Below are 16,762 nucleotides of genomic sequence, written 5' to 3'. Positions count from 1 at the left end.
ATACGGTTAGACGGAAGGGGCGGATCGGACGACGGCCAGCGGCAGCGCCGGCTGCACGATGGAGGCGCGGGCGCTGGCGAAGGTGCTGCGCAGCGCCCATTGCGTCAGCAGCCGGCTCAGCAGTCGGCTTTCCTGTTCCGGCGTGATCAATGCATGGGCCTTGGCCTGGCCGATCACCGCGAATGCCAGCGAGGGGGGCGCGCGGCGCATCTGCTCCGGCGCGCGGCGCCACGCGCGCCAGTAGGCGTTCAGGCGCGACGGCTGGCGCTGGTCGGTCGCCATCACCTGCGCCAGCGATTTGCCGCGCAGCGCGGGCGGCCGATGGTTGACCAGCAGCGCGATGAAGCCGGGCATGGTGGCGCGCAGCAGCGACAGCAGCCGGCGCTTGTCCTCGTCCAGGCCGTCGAGCGGATAGAGCGCTTCCCACACGGCGGCCAGCCGCCCCCATTGCGGATGCGGATACAGCGCGTTGCCCATCGCGCAGGACAGCTGCACGCGCACCCATGGAATGGGATGCGGATCCTCGGCGCCGGTGCGGAACACGAACACGCGCGGCAGGCTGACCACCGCGATCAGCCCCACCGTGGAGGCGATTCCCACCCGGGCCACCGACCAGAAATCCGCAAGGATCTCGGAGATCCAGCGCTCCCACAGCTGCCACGCCACGCCGTGCTCGCCGGCATCCACGGCCATGCCCTTGAGCACCGGCCGCAGCGAGGCAATCAGGTCCAGCAGCGCCACGCCCTGATGCCCGACCTCGTGGATCAGCGACGAGGCGATGCCGCTGCCGACCATGCGTTCGCGCGGCACGCGGATGATGGCCACGGGATTCTCGCCACCGCCGGGCAGCCGTGTGCGGGCCCGGCGGATGGCCGCGCCCGCGCCGCGGTCCAGATAGCAGACGACAGGCGGCGAGGCGAAATAGTCCGGCAGGCGCAGCGCATCCGCGGCGACCTCGTCCAGGCCCGCCAGCCAGACGCCCACTTCGGCCTGGCTGCGCTGCGTGATGACGTCGGCGAACAGGTCGAACTGGGACAGCACCATGTTGAAGCGCAGGCGCAGGAAGGTGAGCCGATGCTGGGCCTGCTCCGGGCCCGCGCGCCGTCCCTCGGGGCTGTGCAACCATGCCAGATAGGCAAGCATCCGTGCGCGCAGCTCGCGGCGCCCCTTGAACAGGTAGCGCTCCACGCCGAGCAGCGCGGCCGGCGTCAGCCCGGCCGCCGGCACCATCGCCTCGTCCAGCGCGAAGGGCTTGACGCGCTCCAGGCGTGTGAGCAGCCCGCGCGCTTCCTGCGCGAGCATCCAGGTGGAGAGCGAGTGGATGGACATGGCGGCGGACGCGGCGGCAGGCATGGCGGCGGACATGGCGACGTCAGACGCCGATCAGGATGATCTTGCGGCCGCGGCGGATCCAGCGCCCCTGGCGGCCGCCGCCATAGTTGCCGCCCGCGGACATGGCGCCGCCCTGGCCGCGGCCCATGCCGCCCATGCCGCCCATGCCGCCCATGCCGCCTTGCCGGCCGCCCGCAAGACCGGGCACATGGCGGCGCGCCGCGGCGACGACCGCCGCCTTCACCGCGGCGCGCGGATCGCCATTGGCGCCGGCGGCGGCGGCCTGCTTCGCCGCGGCGCCCGCCACACGCACGAAGCGCTTGGCCATCTCGAACTCCTGGTCTTCCTGGTCCATGCCCTCGAACTCCATCTCGAGGGCCTTGCTCACCGCGGAGCCCAGCGCGGAGCCCACGGCCGTGCCGACGCCCGGAATAGGGATAAAGGAGCCGAGTGCGCCGCCAACGAAGGGCAGTGCCTTCTTGGCAAGCCCCTTCAGGGCGCCGCCCAGCGGTTTGATGATCTTGCCGCCGATCTTGCGCACGCCGCGCCACGCCTTCTTGATCAGCTTGCCGAGGAACTGGTCCAGTTCCTCCTCGCTCTGGATCGACAGCAGCTCCGCCGCGAACTCCATTTCCTCGAATTCCTCGAAGGGACTTTCGAGGTCGGTCTCGCCGTCGAACTCGCTCTCGAATTCGAACTCCTCCTCGAACTCGAATTCATCGCTCTCGAATTCGTCCGTCTCGGGATCCACTTCGCCCAGGGTGCGATCGATGTCGTGCATGGCGTTCTCCTGTTCCACTCGTTCGTCGTGCCGATGCAATGGCGTGCATCGGCGGGAATCTGTCGGGGTGTGCTGCCGCCCTGGCCTGGCCGCTAGCGCGGCTCGCCGGCGGCGCCAAGCAGCACGATGTGGCGGCCGCGCGTGATCCAGCGGCCGCCGGCGCCCTTGCCGCCTCCGCAGGAGCACCCTTGCGAGCCCTTGCAGCCGCAGCCGCCGCCGCGCGTCGAGCCACCGCAGTTGGGGCACTGGCCGGCGCCGGACGAGGGAGTGACAGGGCCGCGCAGGCCCGGGGCATGGCGCTTTGCCGCCGCGAGCGCGGCGGCCCTGGCGGCCTGCGCCGGATCGCCCGCACCCTGTGCCGAGGCCAGCTTGCGCACCGCGGCATCGGCGTAGCGCACCACGCGGCGCGCGACTTCGAACTCCTGGTCCTCGCGGCTGAGACCCTCGAGCTCCAACCCGAACAGGCTGCCGGCGCGGGCGGCGAGCTGTCCGCCCACCTTGCTGCCCGCGGCGCCGCCGACCAGCCCGCCGGCCGCGGCGCCCAGCATGGGCAGTGCCTTGCGCGCGGCGGACTTGACCATGCGGCCCAGCACGCGCCCGGCGTCGGAGCGAACCACGTGCCCGACCGCCCGGCCCGCCCGCTTGATGAGCTTGCCGATGAACTGGTCCAGTTCCTCCTCGTCGCTCACTTCGAGCAGTTCGGCGGCCAGCTCCATTTCCTCGGTCTCGTCCATTTCGCCGGCGTCCTCGAACTGCTGCCCGTCGCCGCCCGACTCGAACTCGAACTCGAAGGCATCGGTTTCCTGGTCTTCGAATTCGCTCTCACTGTCGAACACCGACAGATCCCCTTCGTCATCGTTGCGCACGTTGGCCTCCTGTCCGGTTCCCGCTGCCGTGGGGCTTGCCGCCCCGCCTGGACGCCACTAAGCATCAGCCGTGCCGCCACCGGCCCGGGCCTGTGCCGGCCCGCCGCAAACCCTTGCCGGCACTGGCATGCGCGGCGTTTCGGGCCACGGTGTTGGCGCGCTGGCGCGGCCATTGGCGAACCGTGTGGCCCGAAGCGGCTTTCGGGGCGAAGGCTGCGCGCGAAGGGAAAACCGAAGCGTGCTTCGGGAGGGAACGTGGGGCGAGGGTTGCTTCGGCGGGTGCCGCGGCAGGACAATGCGCGGAGAGGAAGCGGCCGTCTCGGCCAGCGAGGGGAAGGGATGGAGCAAGCCATCGGTCAGGGCACGCGGTGCCAGGCGCCGGCCGCGCGGCGCGGACTGGAAGGACATCGGTTATGCCGCCCTGCCCCGCGAGCACTTCACCGCCTGGCCGCGCTGCTCGTGTTCGCCATCGCCAGCCTTGCCACGAACCGCGCCATTGCCATGCTGCAGAACCACTTCCTGTACTTTCCCGAAAAGGCCGGCATCGAACGGCTGGCATCCGGCGGCCTGCGCGCGTGGCCCTCGGCGTCCGACTTCCGTGGCCTGATCGCGGAACCCGCCGGGCCCGTGCTGGGCACCGCCATCGTCTTCCACGGCAATGCCGGGCACGCCGGCCACCGCGCGATCTACGCCACCACCCTCACGCGGCTGGGGCTGCGTGTGATCCTCGCGGAGTATCCCGGCTACGGTCCGCGCGACGGCGCGCTGGGCGAGGAAAGCCTCGTCGCGGACGCGGCCGGGACGATTGCCGCCGCACACCGCGAGTTCGGCGCGCCGGTGCTCGTCATCGGGGAATCGCTGGGTGCAGGCGTGGCGGCTGCTGCCGCCGCGCGGCGGCGCGACGAGACGGCGGGCCTCATGCTGATCACGCCGTGGGACAGCCTCCGGCACATTGCTGCGCATCACTATCCGTGGCTGCCGGTGTCGTGGTTGCTGCGCGACCGCTACGACAGCGCGGCGCACCTGGCTTCGTTCGGCAAGCCGGTGCTCGTGGTAGTGGCGGAGCGGGACAGCATCGTGCCGGCCCGTTTCGGTGTGGCCCTGTACGAAGCGCTGGGCGACCCCAAGCGGCTGACGCGCGTGGCGGCCGCCGAGCACAACGACTGGATCACGCGCGTGGACGACGCCTGGTGGCGCGAGGCACTGGGCTTCGTGGCATCCGGACGATCGGCTCAGACGCCATAGCGCTGGTCGTACCCGCGCGCGTAGCCATAGTCGTCTGGCACGTAGTCGTCCAGGCTGCGCTGCAGGCTGTCGCGGTAGGCGGGAGGCAACGACGCCTTCAGCGCTTCGAGCAACGGCACGGACTGCTCGCGCACCCATCCGTAGATGAGCCGCGAACCGGCGTGCAGGCCCACCAGCGCGCTGACGCGATCGGCCGGCCTCAGTTGGCCGATGCTGTCCAGGATGCCGCGCAGCGTGGCGAGCAGCAGTTCATCGCCCTCGCGCGTCCGGTTTCCGCCGGAGCCGATCTCGCGGCAACACCCGTAGGCAAACCCGGGCAGCAGGCGGAGCCGCTCCTGTTCCGGCAACGTTGCGATGCTGGCCAGCACCGCCTGCGCGGCGTCGTGCAGTTCCTCGATGGGCAGGCAAGTCGTCGCCGCGAAACGCACCCTGTTCAGGATGTCTGCCCTGGCTTTTGCTGGAAGCCGTGGGTCGATGGCCGCCAGCAGCCGCACGATATCGGCACCCGACCCGATCTCGGGAAAGACGAACGGCGCGGGGGCTTGCGCGTTTGTCGTTGGCGCGTCTGTCACTGGCGCGTCTTCCACTGGCACAGGGGGCGGCACGCTCGGCTCGTCCGATGCGACCGCCTGCCCGGTGGCGGGCTTCCACGACAGCCTCTCGATCTGCCCCAGCAGCGCAGCCCGAACGTCCTCGAAGCCGCCCGTGTCGCGGGGATTTTCCAGCGCGGCCCGGACTACCTCGGCACCGGCGCAGGCGCCGTTCAACACCGCAAAGCCGGCCAGCGCCGCGAGTACGACGAGCGCCACGCCACTGGTGGCGAACAGCGCCACGCCCAGCACGATCAACGCTGCCGCGCTCAGGACGGCATGGATACCGATCTTCGTCTTGCCGGGCGCCATCGCCTCGTCGTGCAGTTCGATCGCCATGGCGAGCGTCTGGAGCGCAGCGAACGCCTCGGTGCAGGCATGCTGGACGTCCCGCTCCCGATCCGCGATCGCGTTCCTGCTCCTGGTGCTGGCGGGCAAGCCGGCGCTGTCCTGCGTTGCCTTGAGGGCGCGCGCAGCGGTTTCCACTTCCACGAGTGCACTGGTGCAGGCATGCAGACGCTGGCGCAGACACCACGACGCCGCATTCTCCGCTGCCTCCTCGATCAGTGAATCTTCGAGCCGTGCCAGCCAGTCCCTGGCGCCTCGCCAGGCCTTGGCATGGGGATGGAGGTCGGCGGTCACAGGATCGTGACTGGCCTGTGCCGCATCCGTGGGAAGCGCCATCTTGGGCCCCGGGCTGGCGACGGTGGCGTCGGCGGAAAGAAAGGCGAAACGATCGGCGGGAGGCGCGATATCGGGAGAGGCGGGCATGGTAGCGACAGGGATGAGAGGGAAGCTGGCGAGTCTGGGCCCGCGTCCATCGGCGCGCTGTCCAAACTCGCCATGGCTTCCGCATTCGCGAACGCCGCAGGATGGCGCGATGGCTCGCGCACCGTGCCGCATACCGGCATCGGGTTCCGCCGCGCCCTGCCGGCGGTTAGAATGCGGCCCATGGGACGGACCGGCCATGCCGGCACGACGACAACGCCGCGGGCGCAGCCCCGCGCGCCGCTATCCAAGGAATATCAAGATGAAAACCAAAGCCGCCATCGCGTGGAAGGCCGGTGCTCCCCTCACCATCGAAGACGTCGAACTGGACGGCCCGCGCGCCGGCGAAGTGCTGGTGGAAGTCAAGGCCACCGGTATCTGCCACACCGACTACTACACCCTCTCGGGCGCCGACCCGGAAGGCATCTTCCCCGCGATCCTGGGCCACGAAGGCGCGGGCATCGTCACCGACGTGGGCCCGGGCGTGACCTCGCTCAAGCCCGGCGATCACGTGATCCCCCTGTACACGCCCGAATGCCGCCAGTGCAAGTTCTGCCTGTCGCGCAAGACCAACCTGTGCCAGGCGATCCGCGCCACGCAGGGCAAGGGCCTGATGCCGGATGGCACCTCGCGCTTCTCCATCGGCGGCAAGCCCATCTTCCACTACATGGGCACCTCGACCTTCGCCAACCACATCGTGGTGCCGGAGATCGCGCTGGCGAAGATCCGCGACGATGCCCCGTTCGACAAGGTCTGCTATATCGGCTGCGGCGTGACGACCGGCGTGGGCGCGGTCCTGTTTACCGCCAAGGTCGAAGCCGGCGCCAACGTCGTGGTGTTCGGCCTGGGCGGCATCGGCCTGAACGTGATCCAGGCGGCGAAGATGGTCGGCGCGGACAAGATCATCGGCGTGGATCTGAACCCGGCGCGCGAGGCCATGGCGCGCAAGTTCGGCATGACCCATTTCATCAACCCGAACGAAGTCGAGAACGTGGTCGACCATATCGTGCAGCTGACCGACGGCGGCGCCGACTATTCGTTCGAATGCATCGGCAATACCAAGGTCATGCGCCAGGCACTGGAGTGCTGCCACAAGGGCTGGGGCAAGTCCATCATCATCGGCGTGGCGGAGGCCGGGGCGGAGATCTCCACCCGCCCGTTCCAGCTCGTCACCGGACGCGAGTGGAAGGGCTCGGCCTTCGGCGGCGCGCGCGGGCGCACGGACGTGCCCAAGATCGTCGACTGGTACATGGAAGGCAAGCTCAATATCGACGACCTGATCACGCACACGCTGCCGCTCGACCGCATCAACGAAGGCTTCGACCTGATGAAGCGCGGCGAGTCGATCCGCTCGGTGGTGCTGTACTGAGGATGGCCATGCTGGAACTGCTCAGCGAACACGGGTGCTTCGGCGGCGCGCAGCGCTTCTACCGGCACGACTCGGCCGTCATCGGGCTGCCGATGCGCTTCTCGGTCTTCCTGCCGCCGCGGGCGCTGGCGGAGCCGGACCGGCCGTGTCCCGCGCTGTTCTACCTCGCGGGCCTGACCTGCACCGAGGAAACGTTCATGATCAAGGCGGGCGCCCAGCGCTTCGCCGCCGAGCATGGCCTGATCCTGGTGGCCCCGGACACCAGCCCGCGCAACACCGGCATCGCCGGCGAGGCGGACGAGTGGGACTTCGGCGCAGGCGCCGGCTTCTACCTCGATGCCACGCAAGCTCCCTGGAACGCGCACTGGAAGATGGAAAGCTACGTGGCGCGCGAACTCTTCGATCTGGTCTCCACCGAGCTGGGCGTCGATCGGGCGCGTACCGGGGTGTTCGGCCATTCGATGGGCGGGCATGGCGCGCTGGTGCTGGCGCAGCGCCATCCCGAGCGCTTCCGTTCGGTGTCGGCCTTCGCGCCCATCGCGGCGCCCACGCGCTGTCCGTGGGGACACAAGGCATTCGGGCGCTATCTGGGCGAGCAAGACCGCGCCGCGTGGGAAGCGTATGACGCCACGGCACTGATGCAGGCGCAAGCGGCCCCGCCCTTCCCGGCCGGCATCCTGGTAGATCAGGGACTGGCCGACAAATTCCTTGCCGAACAGCTCTACCCGGAAGCCTTCGAGGCGGCCTGCGCCCGGATCGGACAGCCGCTGACGCTGCGCCGGCATGCCGGCTACGACCACGGCTACTACTTCATCTCGACGTTCATCGAGGACCATATCCGGCACCACGCGCGGCAGCTCTGACGGCCGCGACGGCCCGGGCGGTGTGCGCGCGGTCTAAGATGCGGCTTACCGAGGCACTCACCCAGTCAAGGAGCACCAGCATGACCGACCAGCACAATCTCCCGGCGGCCCACGTCGAGCAAGCGTTCCCGGTGTCTTCCGAACGGCTGTTCGACGCCTGGCTGGACCCGGCGATGCTCGGGCGCTGGATGTTCGGGCCCGCCGTGCGCGAGGAACGCATCGTTCACCTGAACCGGGATGCGTGGGTCGGTGGGCGCTTTTCCTTCCTGGTGGAGCGGGGTGGCGAACGCATCGAGCATGTCGGCGAATACCTGCGGCTGGATCGGCCGATGGCGCTCACGTTTACCTGGGCCATCGGCGGCGAGCCCGGCGACTCCCGGGTCAACGTCACGATCGAGGCAGCGCCCGATGGCTGCGCGCTGGCACTGACGCATACGCTGCCGGCCGGCGCCGAAGGCCAGGTGGAGCAGGTGGAAGCGGCCTGGTACAAGATGCTTGGCGTTCTGGACCAGGCGCTGCGCGAGCCGGCATAGTCGTCATCGCCGTCATCGCCGACCGCTGAAGTCCACTTCGGCCGGAGCGCCGCGCGCTATCCAGCGCTCGCGACGGTGCCGCCCCAGCCGCGCGATCTCGCCGCCCAGACCAGCGCATCCTCCAGTCGGTCATTGCCCCAGAACATCTCGTCTCCCGCGAAGAAGGTCGGCGCGCCGAAGATCCCGCGCTCGCGGGCCCGTTCGGTCTGCCGGCGCAACCGCTCCTTGTTCAGCGCCGACTGGGCGGCCTCGATCCACGGTTCGGAGGCCAGTCCGATACCTTCCAGCACCTGCGCCACGGCGGCCGGCGTATCGATCTCGCGGTCCTCGGCAAAATTGAGCAGCATCATGCGGCGGCAGTACTTGCCCATCCACGGCTGGTCCGCGCCGAGCAGCGCCACGCGCATCGGCAGCAGCGCCCGGCGCGGGAACGCGCTGGGCCGGCGCCACGGCAGCGCGTAGCGCTCGCACAGCCGCTCCATGTCGCGCCACACATAGGCGCCCTTTTCCCGCTGCGCGACGAAAGGCGACGTCTGCCAGCCCAGCGACCGGAACACCGGGCCAAGCAAAAAGGGCTTCCACACCACGGTGACGCCATGGCGCTGGGCCAGCGCCTCGATACGCATCACGCTGGGATACGAGTAGTTGCTGCCGAACTCGAACCAGAATTCGAGCGGCGCGGCGGGGTTGAGCAAGGGAGCGGACATGGCGGCCTCCGGCATCGGGGGTGGTCAGTCGTAGATCACCAGGCAGCGCGCTTCGATGCTCACGCGCGGCGGCGCATCGGGAGGAGCCTCGGGGTGGTCGAAGGCCGCATGCGGCGTGAAGCGCGCCACGCCGCTGATGCTGGAGTCGTATTGCTTGAACACCAGCGCCTCGTGCCGATCCATGGCCGAAAAATGGAACCAGCGATGCCGCGGCGAATGGAGCATCAGGTAGATGTCGCCGGTCCGGTTGGGATAGCGGACATCGGCACCGACCAGATCCGCGGCATCGACGCTGCGCGCGTCGCACAGCGCCAGCGGGGTGTCGAGCACCGGGCCGCTCAGCGAGCGCCACACATTGACGATGGCATAGCGGCCGACCCCGACGGCGGCGGCCTCTCCCAGCACGAGCCTGAGCCGGCGGCGACCCGACGTCTCGGTGTAGTCGTTGTGCACCCGGCCGTTTGCGCCGGCCGGCTGTCCCCGGCCCGGCCGGCCGAAGCCGAGGGGGCCGGCCTGCGCGTCGCGCCTGCGCACCAGATGGTCGAACACATAGGCGTGCGGGGCGCCGGTGGCCGCACGCGCCAGTTCGGCGACTTCGGGGTAGTAGCGCTCTGTCACGAGCGCAGCGTCGGCGAAGTCCTCCGGGTCCCCCAGCGACGAAGGCGCGTCCCATAGCGCAAATCCCTCGCGGTCCACGAGCGGTGCGGCACCGAGCGCGCGCGCATCCCGTATCCATACCGGGCGCGCATCGGCCCGGTAGTTTTCCCAGGCCGCGCCGGGCGGCGGCTCGTAGGCGTAGTTGTAGGGGCGTTCGTGGGTCGGCGACAGATAGCTCAGCGTCGCCTGTACCGCCGGCGGTGAAAGGCGGGCCGGCGCGAAGCGCGGACCGGTACGGGCGATGACGGCGGCAGAGGCGGCCGGGCCCTGCGGCAGCAGGGAGGGAGCGGCGAGAGTCATGGAAGGCTCCGGTGGATGCCGGGCCGAAGCGGCGCGGTTGCCTGCCATTCAAGCCCAGCGGCCGGCGCGTCTCAAGCGCGGAATACGCACGCCTCGCATGCACAAGGCGCATGCGAAAGCGCTAGCCAGCCACCTCTCCCGCCTCTGCCAGGATCCATTCCACCACCGCGTCGACGTCCGGCCGCCCGGCGTCGCCCCGCAGCAGCCAGTAGGCGTGCTCGTTGACCGGACCCGCGCCTGCGCACGGCATGCGGCGCAGGCGCGCATCGTCGAGCAGCGGCTGGATCAGCGCGACGCGCCCGAGGGCGATGCCCTGCCCCGCCATGGCAGCCTGCACGACCTGGTCATACTGGTTGAAGCGCAGCACGGCGCGTGGCCGCGCGCCGCTCCACCCGAGCGCCGCCAGCCAGTCCTCCCAGTGAAGCCAGGGCCGGCCGGGATCGTCGAACTCCAGCAGCACCTGCCCCGCGAGATCTCCCGGCGCCATCAGGCCCTGGACCGGCAAGGACGGATGACAGACCGGGACGACCGTCTCGTCGAACAGCCGGACGGCCCCTTCTCCGGCCGCGGCCCGGCTGCCGTAGCGGATCGCGAGGTCGATGCCCTCGCCGGCCAGGTCCTGCACGCGGTTGCTGGCGGCAACGCGCACCTCGATGTCCGGATGGCGCTGCTGGAACCGCCCGAGCCGCGGCAGCACCCACAGGCCGGTCACCCCAATGCTGGCGCTCAGCGTGACCGGCGGACGACGGGCCCCGGCCCCCAGCGCGGCAAAGGCGTCCTGCAATTGCTGCAGGGCGGCGTCGGCACTGCGGAACAGCCGCTCGCCTTCCGCGGTGAACGCGATCGCGCGATGGCCGCGCACCAGCAGCCGCACGCCGAGGCGCGACTCGAGCGCCTGCACCTGGCGGCTCAGCGCCGACTGCGTCAGGCACAGGTCGGCGGCCGCCAGGGTGATGCTCATGCGCCGGCCGACGGCGACGAAGCCGCGCAGCGGTTCCATCATCGAAGCCAGGGGAAGCAAAGACCGTGACATGCAAGCTCCTCATGCGTACGGGGCGAGCATACACCGCCATCGCGGCCGCCGATGGCAGTTGCATCGGCCCGCCCGCCGCTGCGCACCGGCGCGATCGTCAAATGTTAAAGACCCGGACACCGATCCGGCAGAAGCAGCAGCGGTGGTGACACTAAGCTCTGCGCGCCGACGGCCCCGTCGGTGCTCGCAGCACGCCGGCGCTGCGGCGGCCCGGCGCCGCCGTGTTGCGCGCCTTCTTTCCTGCTGAGCCAAACCTCCGCCTACCGGAACGTATCCGTGCCCATCTCCGCCCCACTCTCCTTCGTGCTGGCCAGCCCCGCCACCCTGCTCGCTTCTCCGGCCTCCGGCTCCGGCCCGGGGCATGCCCGCCCCGAGGCGGGCGAGCCAATCGCCAGTCGCACCTACTACCGTCCCGACCAGGACGGCGACCTCGAAACGTTCCAGCAATCCGCCCGCTTCGAAGCGTTCCGGCAGGAATGCGAGGACGACATCGACCACATCGTCGCCTTCGCGATGGCGGCGGCGCCGCATCCGCAGATGGGCGACGTGGTCGCGGCAGAACTGGTGCACGACCTGCAACGCCTCAAGCGCGGCCTGTTTCCCACCGGGACGTCGGGTGACGTGGGACTCGGCAGCCACCGCACGCAGCTCTACACGGACGGCAAGCCCGGCCTGGAACGCATGCGCGCCTGCCTGTACGACGAGCGCATTCCGCTCGACACCCGCATCGCGCGATTGCGCGAGGCCACGCAGGCCCTCGGCAGCTGTTCCGGCGGCGTGATGAACGGCATCGCGCGCACGGCACTGCAACTGGAACTGGCGCGCGACGGCAGGTTGCCCGGTGCCTTCCGCAGGGCGTTTCACCGCGTTCTGGAATCGGTTCTGCTGGACGGCGTGCCCGCCGAGATGGGGCGCAGCCAGTCCACCCACGCGGTGCAGTCCGCATTGAACGAACTGGCGCCCACGTTCGGGTTCGATCCCGTCCACGACCCGTACCTGACCCCGCTGCATCCGACCTACCGCGCGCTCATCGACACGCTGCGCACGCCGCAAGGCATGGCAAGGCTCACCGACATGGCGCTGGACGCGCTCGCGGACGAATGCCAGGGCCGCTTCGTGGCATCGCTGCCGGAAGGCAACGCCCTGCGCCACGGCGGCAGCATCGACGGCGATTGCGTCGCCAAGCAGGTCATGCCGCTGCTGCAGCAGGACGTGGACAAGACCGCGGACGCGCTCGCCGCGCACGGATCGCTCCAGTCCACCGCCCTGGCGGGCGCCTACGGGCCGCTGGAGGCAAAGGACCTGCTGCGCGACAACGACGACGGTACCTATTGCCTGAACCGCGATACTTCCCTGCTGCATGTGGCGCTGGCCAGGAATCTGCAAGACAGCGGCGTCCTTGCCGAACTGGCGGCCCGCCCCGTCGCCTCGTGGCAGGAGGCGACCTATGGCGGCAAGACCGCCACCGTCACCCTGTACGCCTCCGGCAAGGCACGCTGGCTGGCCTGCGGCCAGGCCCCGGGCGGCCCCGTCGAGCTGGGCCACCTCGACCGCCTGCAGGGCGCCGAGGTATCCGACGAGGATTTTCTGGCCGTCGCCAGCCGCATCATGGAGGGCATGAGCGCCGGGCAGCTGCGGGAAAGCCGCTTTCCGGGCCTGGAGCCGCGGCTGGCATCCCTGGGGCCGAAGGACGCGGACCGGCTGCCCGGTCTGATGGCTTGCCTGCGGGTCAGGGCGGACTACCAACGCGCGGTCATCGACAACCCGCGGGTGTCCATCCTGACGCGGCTGGCGTGGGCGATAGAACTGGACCTGGACCCGCCGTCTACCGCGGGCGCGCCTGCCGGCGCCCCGGCCGACGGGCAGGCCTTGCTGCGCCGCGCCGTGCTCAAGGGCAATGCCGGGGCCGTGCAGGCCCTGCTCGGCCTTGGCGTCGACCCCGGTGACACGGCCCGGGAGTTGCAGTTCGACATCGGCCTCGTCGGGATGGCTCCGCGGCAGCGCAGGGCATACGAGATGCTGGCCGTGCGCACGGCGCCGGCCCAATATCTCTTCGACAGCATCGCCCGGGACGACGCCGAGGGCGTCGTGCTGGCGCTGAACGCGGGCGCAGACATCGATCTGGGGAACCGCCATGGCCAGAAGCCGCTGCATGCCGCCATCGAAAAGAAGTCCTTCGCATGCGCGGCGCTATTGGTCGCACAGGGCGCGGACGTCAACGCCCCCGCCGCGGCCGGCGGCCGGACGCCGCTGGAACTGGCGCTGGAATCCCGCCACGTCGCGACGATCACGGCGCTGCTGGAAGCGGGCGCCCGCACCGTCGTCGAGGACAAGCCAAAGGCCCATCTCTTTGGCTGGCTGATGTACAACGCTGGCCCGGAGCAGGCCAGGCTTGCCGGCATGATGTACGCCCACACCGCGAGCCCGGCGGATCGGCAGATGCTGCTCGACGTCATGTTGCTGCGCCCGCTCGCGCCGTTCTGGCAGCTGTCGGAGGCCTTCTGCACCGCCATCGTGACCGAGGCGATACGCCACGGCGATCTGACACCGGAGACGTTGGGCGAGCACGCACACAGTTCCCGCATGCTCGAAGCCGTGGTGAACCACCCCGATCCCGACGCTGCGCTGCAACTGGTTGGCCGGATGCTGGAGGGCGGGTGTCGCCTGGAGGGCCGGCGCGCGGTACGGGCGCTGGAGCTTGCTGCCGCGCACGGCAACAACGCTCTGCTGCAACTGCTGCTGGACCGGGGCAATCCGTATGTTCCGGCGGATGCCGCCGAGCGCATCGTGGAGGCGGCGGCAAGCAACGGTCACGAGGACACCGTTCGGCATCTGACCGACCATGGCCCGTGGCCGCACCACCGGGAAGGCATGTTGTCGGCCGCCCTGCGGGGCGCCATGCGGGGCGGCCAGCGGTCGATGGTGCTGGCGCTTTGCCGGGGTGCGCCGGCCATCGTCGTGCTCGCCGCCCTCGTCGGCCATGGGCACATGGTCTCTGCCCGCGTGGCCATCATCATGGAGGACCACGTCACGGCGGCACGCGACACGCTCCCGCGCGACCACCGGCTGCCCGATCTGCTGGAGCAGGCACTCAAGACGAAATCCGATGCATCGGCGTTCGTGGCCGACCTGATCGCCGAACTCGGCTGTGGCCAGCGGTGTCCCGGCGACCTGCTGGTGCGGGCAATTCGCGCCGGGCAAGGCGCCGTGGCGGAGGCCTTGGTGCGCGCCAACGTCCGGTTTACCGCGGACGACGTCGCCGCGATTGCCGAGGCCCAGAAACTGGACTGGGCCAGGCGACTCGCGGGCCGGCTCGAGGACACAGGGAAGCCGAGAGCGGCTTCGCTCAAGACGCTGCTGCGCCACGCGCCCGACATCGTCGCGACCATGGTGGAGAACGGACTGGACCCGCGTTCCCCTGTCTCGATGATGAAGGACCTGCTCCACGCGGTAGCAAAGAATGGCCCGGGCGACTTGCTGGCCCAATGCCTGGCCCATCCCTCGGCACCCTGCACCGACGTATTCCGGGCAAGGGAGCTGATCCGTATCGCGGCACGCGCGGGCAACGACGAAAACGTCGCCACGCTGCTGAAAGCGACGTTGCCGGACGGCATGCAACCCAGGGAAAGGGCGGCACGGCTGCGCCTGCTCGTCGGCACCGGCCGAAAGAGCCAGGGCAACGTCATCCTCACCGAGGCCCTGTCGTCAACGACCGACCGCCCAGTGCAGCGGGCGCGTATCCTGTCGCGGCTCCTGGACTATGCGCCGGCACCCGAAGCGATCGCGCCCCACCTGGGACAGGTGCTCTACCTGGCGGCCCGCGTGACGCGCGAGGACAAGGACGAGGGCGCCGCCCTGATGCGCAGGCTCGGGGCTTGCGGTTTACCGCTGCGGGGAACGCGCTGCGATGCGTTTCTCCGCGCGAAGCAACGGCACGATTGGCCGGCGGTAACCGCGTTGCTGCGGGAAGGGGTGCGCCCGCTGGACGATCGGGAGTATGGCTACCTTCTGGGCGACGCGCTGACGAACAGCGGCATCGGCGCGAGCGGCCAGCAGGCCGCCACCGAGGCCGCCGTCGCGCTGGTGGAAACGCTGCACGCGGCATGGCAAGGGCGGAATCGCATCGTGCGGTTTTTCATATCCCTGTTCCGTGGGAAAGACGCCTGGATCGACTTCCCGCTGCCACCTCTGCACAAGACGGCCTCGGCCTATGCCGCCGAGCTGCGCAACGCCACGGTACAGCGCAGGATTGCCGAATTGACCCAACCCCCGGCGCCTGCAGAAGCGGGCCACCACGCCGCGACCGTCCCCGATCCCTTGCCTTAAGGCTTTGGCGCGGCGTGCCGATATCCTCCCGGAGGACCGTGCAGGCCGCGCTATCCTCTCGCCCCTGCCCGGCATGGCCCTGAACCCTCGCGTTCCCATGCCGCCGTCCTGGACTCCGGTGGATCCTGGCGGTGCGGCAGTTTCAGACCGCCGCCGAAGGACCGCACCCGATGACCAACGCGTTACCGCTGATCGCAATCACCGCCGCCCTGAGCGCGATGATGCTGGCCATCATCTGGTCGCTGCGGCGCTGCGGTCTGCCGGGCGTGCATCAGTGGTGGCTGTCGAACATGACGGTGACGCTGGGGCTGGTGCTGGTCGCGCTGCGCGGAGTCATCCCGGACCTGTTGTCCGTGGTCGTCGCGAACCCCATGCTGGCCTGGGGCATGGCCCTGTTTCACGCCGGCACCATGCAGTTCTGCGGCCGGCCGGCGCCGTGGCGCACGCTGGTCGCCGGCACCCTGGCCGTGCTCGCCGGCATCGTCTTCTGGCGCTATGTGTACGACGACTTCAACATGCGCGTGTTCGTGGTGTCCGGCTTCCACAGCCTGCTGTGCGGCTGGACGGCGGTCGTGCTGTGGCGTTTCCGGCCGACGGGCCGCGCCGCGCCGTATCACCTGGTGACCGCGGCGTTCGCCGTGTTCTTCGCCGTGGGCCACGCCATACGGGGCATCTGGTCGCTCCTTGCCAGCGTCGATTCGATTGCGGGCACCGCGCCGCCGGGGCTCAATGTTGCTTTTATCGCGCTGGGCGCGCTCGTCATGCCCGCCATGGGGATGGGCGCCGTGCTGATGATCCACGACGCAATGATCCGCCGGCTCGAAACCATCGCCAATACCGACTTCCTGACCGGCGTGCTGTCGCGCAAGGCATTCGAGGATATCGCCCGCAGCGAATTGCAACGCGCCCCGCGCGCGGGACACGGCCCCTCGATCCTGATCGTGGACATCGACCGCTTCAAGTCGGTCAACGACTGCCACGGTCACGCCGCCGGCGACATCGTGCTGGCGCAGTTCGCCCGCTGCGCCAGCGAATCGCTGCGCGCGGCCGACCATATCGGCCGGCTCGGCGGCGAGGAGTTCGTGATCCTGCTACCCGGGACGGGCTGGGAGGCCGCCGGCCGCGTGGCCGAACGCCTGCGCGCCGAAGCCGGGTGCAAGGCGGTCACCGGCGCCTTCGGCTCCATCCATTACACCGTGAGCGGGGGCTACGCGACGTGGCAGCACGGCGAGTCGCTGGAAGAGTTGTGCGCGCGTGCCGACGCGGCGCTGTATACGGCGAAGCTGGCCGGGCGCAACCGCGTGCACGGTCATCCGGGCAAGGCCGGTACGGCGACGCCCGGTGCGGCCTGGACGCGGGCGACATAGGTTCATCCCGACGTCCGCCGCGCAG

13 protein-coding genes are annotated in these 16,762 nt (G+C 70.0%); 6 read left to right on the top strand and 7 right to left on the bottom strand.

Translation table 11 applies throughout. The features are described from left to right. Nucleotides 1-6: 6 nt before the first annotated feature. From LDO27_RS00460 to LDO27_RS00450, 3 genes are all read right to left on the bottom strand, one after another. Nucleotides 7-1,365, bottom strand: a complete 1,359-nt coding sequence (locus LDO27_RS00460) for a hypothetical protein (protein WP_224038976.1) — start codon at nucleotides 1,363-1,365, stop codon at nucleotides 7-9. 7 nt (nucleotides 1,366-1,372) lie between these two features. Next, nucleotides 1,373-2,113 (bottom strand): hypothetical protein, encoded by a 741-nt coding sequence (locus tag LDO27_RS00455; RefSeq protein WP_224038974.1) that lies wholly within the window; start codon nucleotides 2,111-2,113, stop codon nucleotides 1,373-1,375. A gap of 92 nt (nucleotides 2,114-2,205) precedes the next feature. Further along, complete coding sequence (locus tag LDO27_RS00450) at nucleotides 2,206-2,979, bottom strand: hypothetical protein (protein WP_222209209.1); 774 nt, start codon at nucleotides 2,977-2,979, stop codon at nucleotides 2,206-2,208. A 501-nt stretch (nucleotides 2,980-3,480) separates the two neighbouring features. On the opposite strand from LDO27_RS00450, the gene LDO27_RS00445 reads away from it, so the two are divergent. After that, the gene (locus LDO27_RS00445; RefSeq protein ID WP_224040744.1) at nucleotides 3,481-4,224 is read left to right on the top strand and encodes an alpha/beta hydrolase; all 744 of its coding nucleotides are present in this window, start codon (nucleotides 3,481-3,483) and stop codon (nucleotides 4,222-4,224) included. On the opposite strand, the gene LDO27_RS00440 is transcribed toward LDO27_RS00445, so the two are convergent. Continuing rightward, complete coding sequence (locus LDO27_RS00440; protein ID WP_224038973.1) at nucleotides 4,212-5,585, bottom strand: hypothetical protein; 1,374 nt, start codon at nucleotides 5,583-5,585, stop codon at nucleotides 4,212-4,214. The genes LDO27_RS00445 and LDO27_RS00440 overlap by 13 nt on opposite strands. A gap of 259 nt (nucleotides 5,586-5,844) precedes the next feature. Between LDO27_RS00440 and LDO27_RS00435 the strand changes: the two genes are divergently transcribed. The 3 genes from LDO27_RS00435 (at nucleotide 5,845) to LDO27_RS00425 (ending at nucleotide 8,347) form a co-directional block, all read left to right on the top strand. Next, nucleotides 5,845-6,951 carry an S-(hydroxymethyl)glutathione dehydrogenase/class III alcohol dehydrogenase gene (locus LDO27_RS00435; protein ID WP_222209214.1) on the top strand — a complete coding sequence of 369 codons (1,107 nt, stop codon included), beginning with the start codon at nucleotides 5,845-5,847 and terminating at the stop codon, nucleotides 6,949-6,951. A gap of 11 nt (nucleotides 6,952-6,962) precedes the next feature. Next, entirely contained in the window at nucleotides 6,963-7,814 is an 852-nt protein-coding gene (gene fghA, locus LDO27_RS00430; RefSeq protein WP_224040743.1) for an S-formylglutathione hydrolase, read from the top strand. An 80-nt stretch (nucleotides 7,815-7,894) separates the two neighbouring features. Next, nucleotides 7,895-8,347, top strand: coding sequence for an SRPBCC family protein (locus LDO27_RS00425; RefSeq protein ID WP_224038972.1), 453 nt, complete (start codon nucleotides 7,895-7,897; stop codon nucleotides 8,345-8,347). Between the two features lie 56 nt (nucleotides 8,348-8,403). Here LDO27_RS00425 and LDO27_RS00420 read toward each other — a convergent pair whose 3' ends face one another. The 3 genes from LDO27_RS00420 to LDO27_RS00410 all read right to left on the bottom strand — a co-directional run bounded on the left by LDO27_RS00420 (nucleotide 8,404) and on the right by LDO27_RS00410 (nucleotide 11,044). Then, the gene (locus LDO27_RS00420; RefSeq protein WP_224038971.1) at nucleotides 8,404-9,054 is read right to left on the bottom strand and encodes a 2-hydroxychromene-2-carboxylate isomerase; all 651 of its coding nucleotides are present in this window, start codon (nucleotides 9,052-9,054) and stop codon (nucleotides 8,404-8,406) included. A gap of 24 nt (nucleotides 9,055-9,078) precedes the next feature. Then, entirely contained in the window at nucleotides 9,079-10,011 is a 933-nt protein-coding gene (locus LDO27_RS00415) for a CmcJ/NvfI family oxidoreductase (RefSeq protein ID WP_224038970.1), read from the bottom strand. A 121-nt stretch (nucleotides 10,012-10,132) separates the two neighbouring features. Continuing rightward, nucleotides 10,133-11,044: a LysR substrate-binding domain-containing protein gene (locus LDO27_RS00410; RefSeq protein ID WP_224038969.1), complete on the bottom strand. Its 912-nt coding sequence runs from the start codon at nucleotides 11,042-11,044 to the stop codon at nucleotides 10,133-10,135. Nucleotides 11,045-11,320: 276 nt separating this feature from the next. Here LDO27_RS00410 and LDO27_RS00405 point away from each other — a divergent pair, with 276 nt between their 5' ends. Then, entirely contained in the window at nucleotides 11,321-15,370 is a 4,050-nt protein-coding gene (locus LDO27_RS00405; protein WP_224038967.1) for an ankyrin repeat domain-containing protein, read from the top strand. Between the two features lie 170 nt (nucleotides 15,371-15,540). Next, nucleotides 15,541-16,737, top strand: a complete 1,197-nt coding sequence (locus tag LDO27_RS00400) for a GGDEF domain-containing protein (protein WP_224038965.1) — start codon at nucleotides 15,541-15,543, stop codon at nucleotides 16,735-16,737. Nucleotides 16,738-16,762 lie beyond the last annotated feature (25 nt).

Source organism: Cupriavidus respiraculi (genome assembly GCF_914271545.1).
Lineage (GTDB): Bacteria > Pseudomonadota > Gammaproteobacteria > Burkholderiales > Burkholderiaceae > Cupriavidus > Cupriavidus respiraculi.
This window is presented reverse-complemented; position numbering and strand designations above follow the sequence as displayed.

Excerpts from the sequence above, each read along its gene's own strand:
- LDO27_RS00460 (WP_224038976.1), bottom strand. The coding sequence starts at position 1,365 with ATGTCCGCCGCCATGCCTGCCGCCGCGTCCGCCGCCATGTCCATCCAC.
- LDO27_RS00435 (WP_222209214.1), top strand. The coding sequence starts at position 5,845 with ATGAAAACCAAAGCCGCCATCGCGTGGAAGGCCGGTGCTCCCCTCACC.
- LDO27_RS00445 (WP_224040744.1), top strand. The coding sequence starts at position 3,481 with ATGCTGCAGAACCACTTCCTGTACTTTCCCGAAAAGGCCGGCATCGAA.
- LDO27_RS00415 (WP_224038970.1), bottom strand. The coding sequence starts at position 10,011 with ATGACTCTCGCCGCTCCCTCCCTGCTGCCGCAGGGCCCGGCCGCCTCT.
- LDO27_RS00410 (WP_224038969.1), bottom strand. The coding sequence starts at position 11,044 with ATGTCACGGTCTTTGCTTCCCCTGGCTTCGATGATGGAACCGCTGCGC.
- LDO27_RS00455 (WP_224038974.1), bottom strand. The coding sequence starts at position 2,113 with ATGCACGACATCGATCGCACCCTGGGCGAAGTGGATCCCGAGACGGAC.
- LDO27_RS00420 (WP_224038971.1), bottom strand. The coding sequence starts at position 9,054 with ATGTCCGCTCCCTTGCTCAACCCCGCCGCGCCGCTCGAATTCTGGTTC.
- LDO27_RS00400 (WP_224038965.1), top strand. The coding sequence starts at position 15,541 with ATGACCAACGCGTTACCGCTGATCGCAATCACCGCCGCCCTGAGCGCG.
- LDO27_RS00440 (WP_224038973.1), bottom strand. The coding sequence starts at position 5,585 with ATGCCCGCCTCTCCCGATATCGCGCCTCCCGCCGATCGTTTCGCCTTT.
- LDO27_RS00425 (WP_224038972.1), top strand. The coding sequence starts at position 7,895 with ATGACCGACCAGCACAATCTCCCGGCGGCCCACGTCGAGCAAGCGTTC.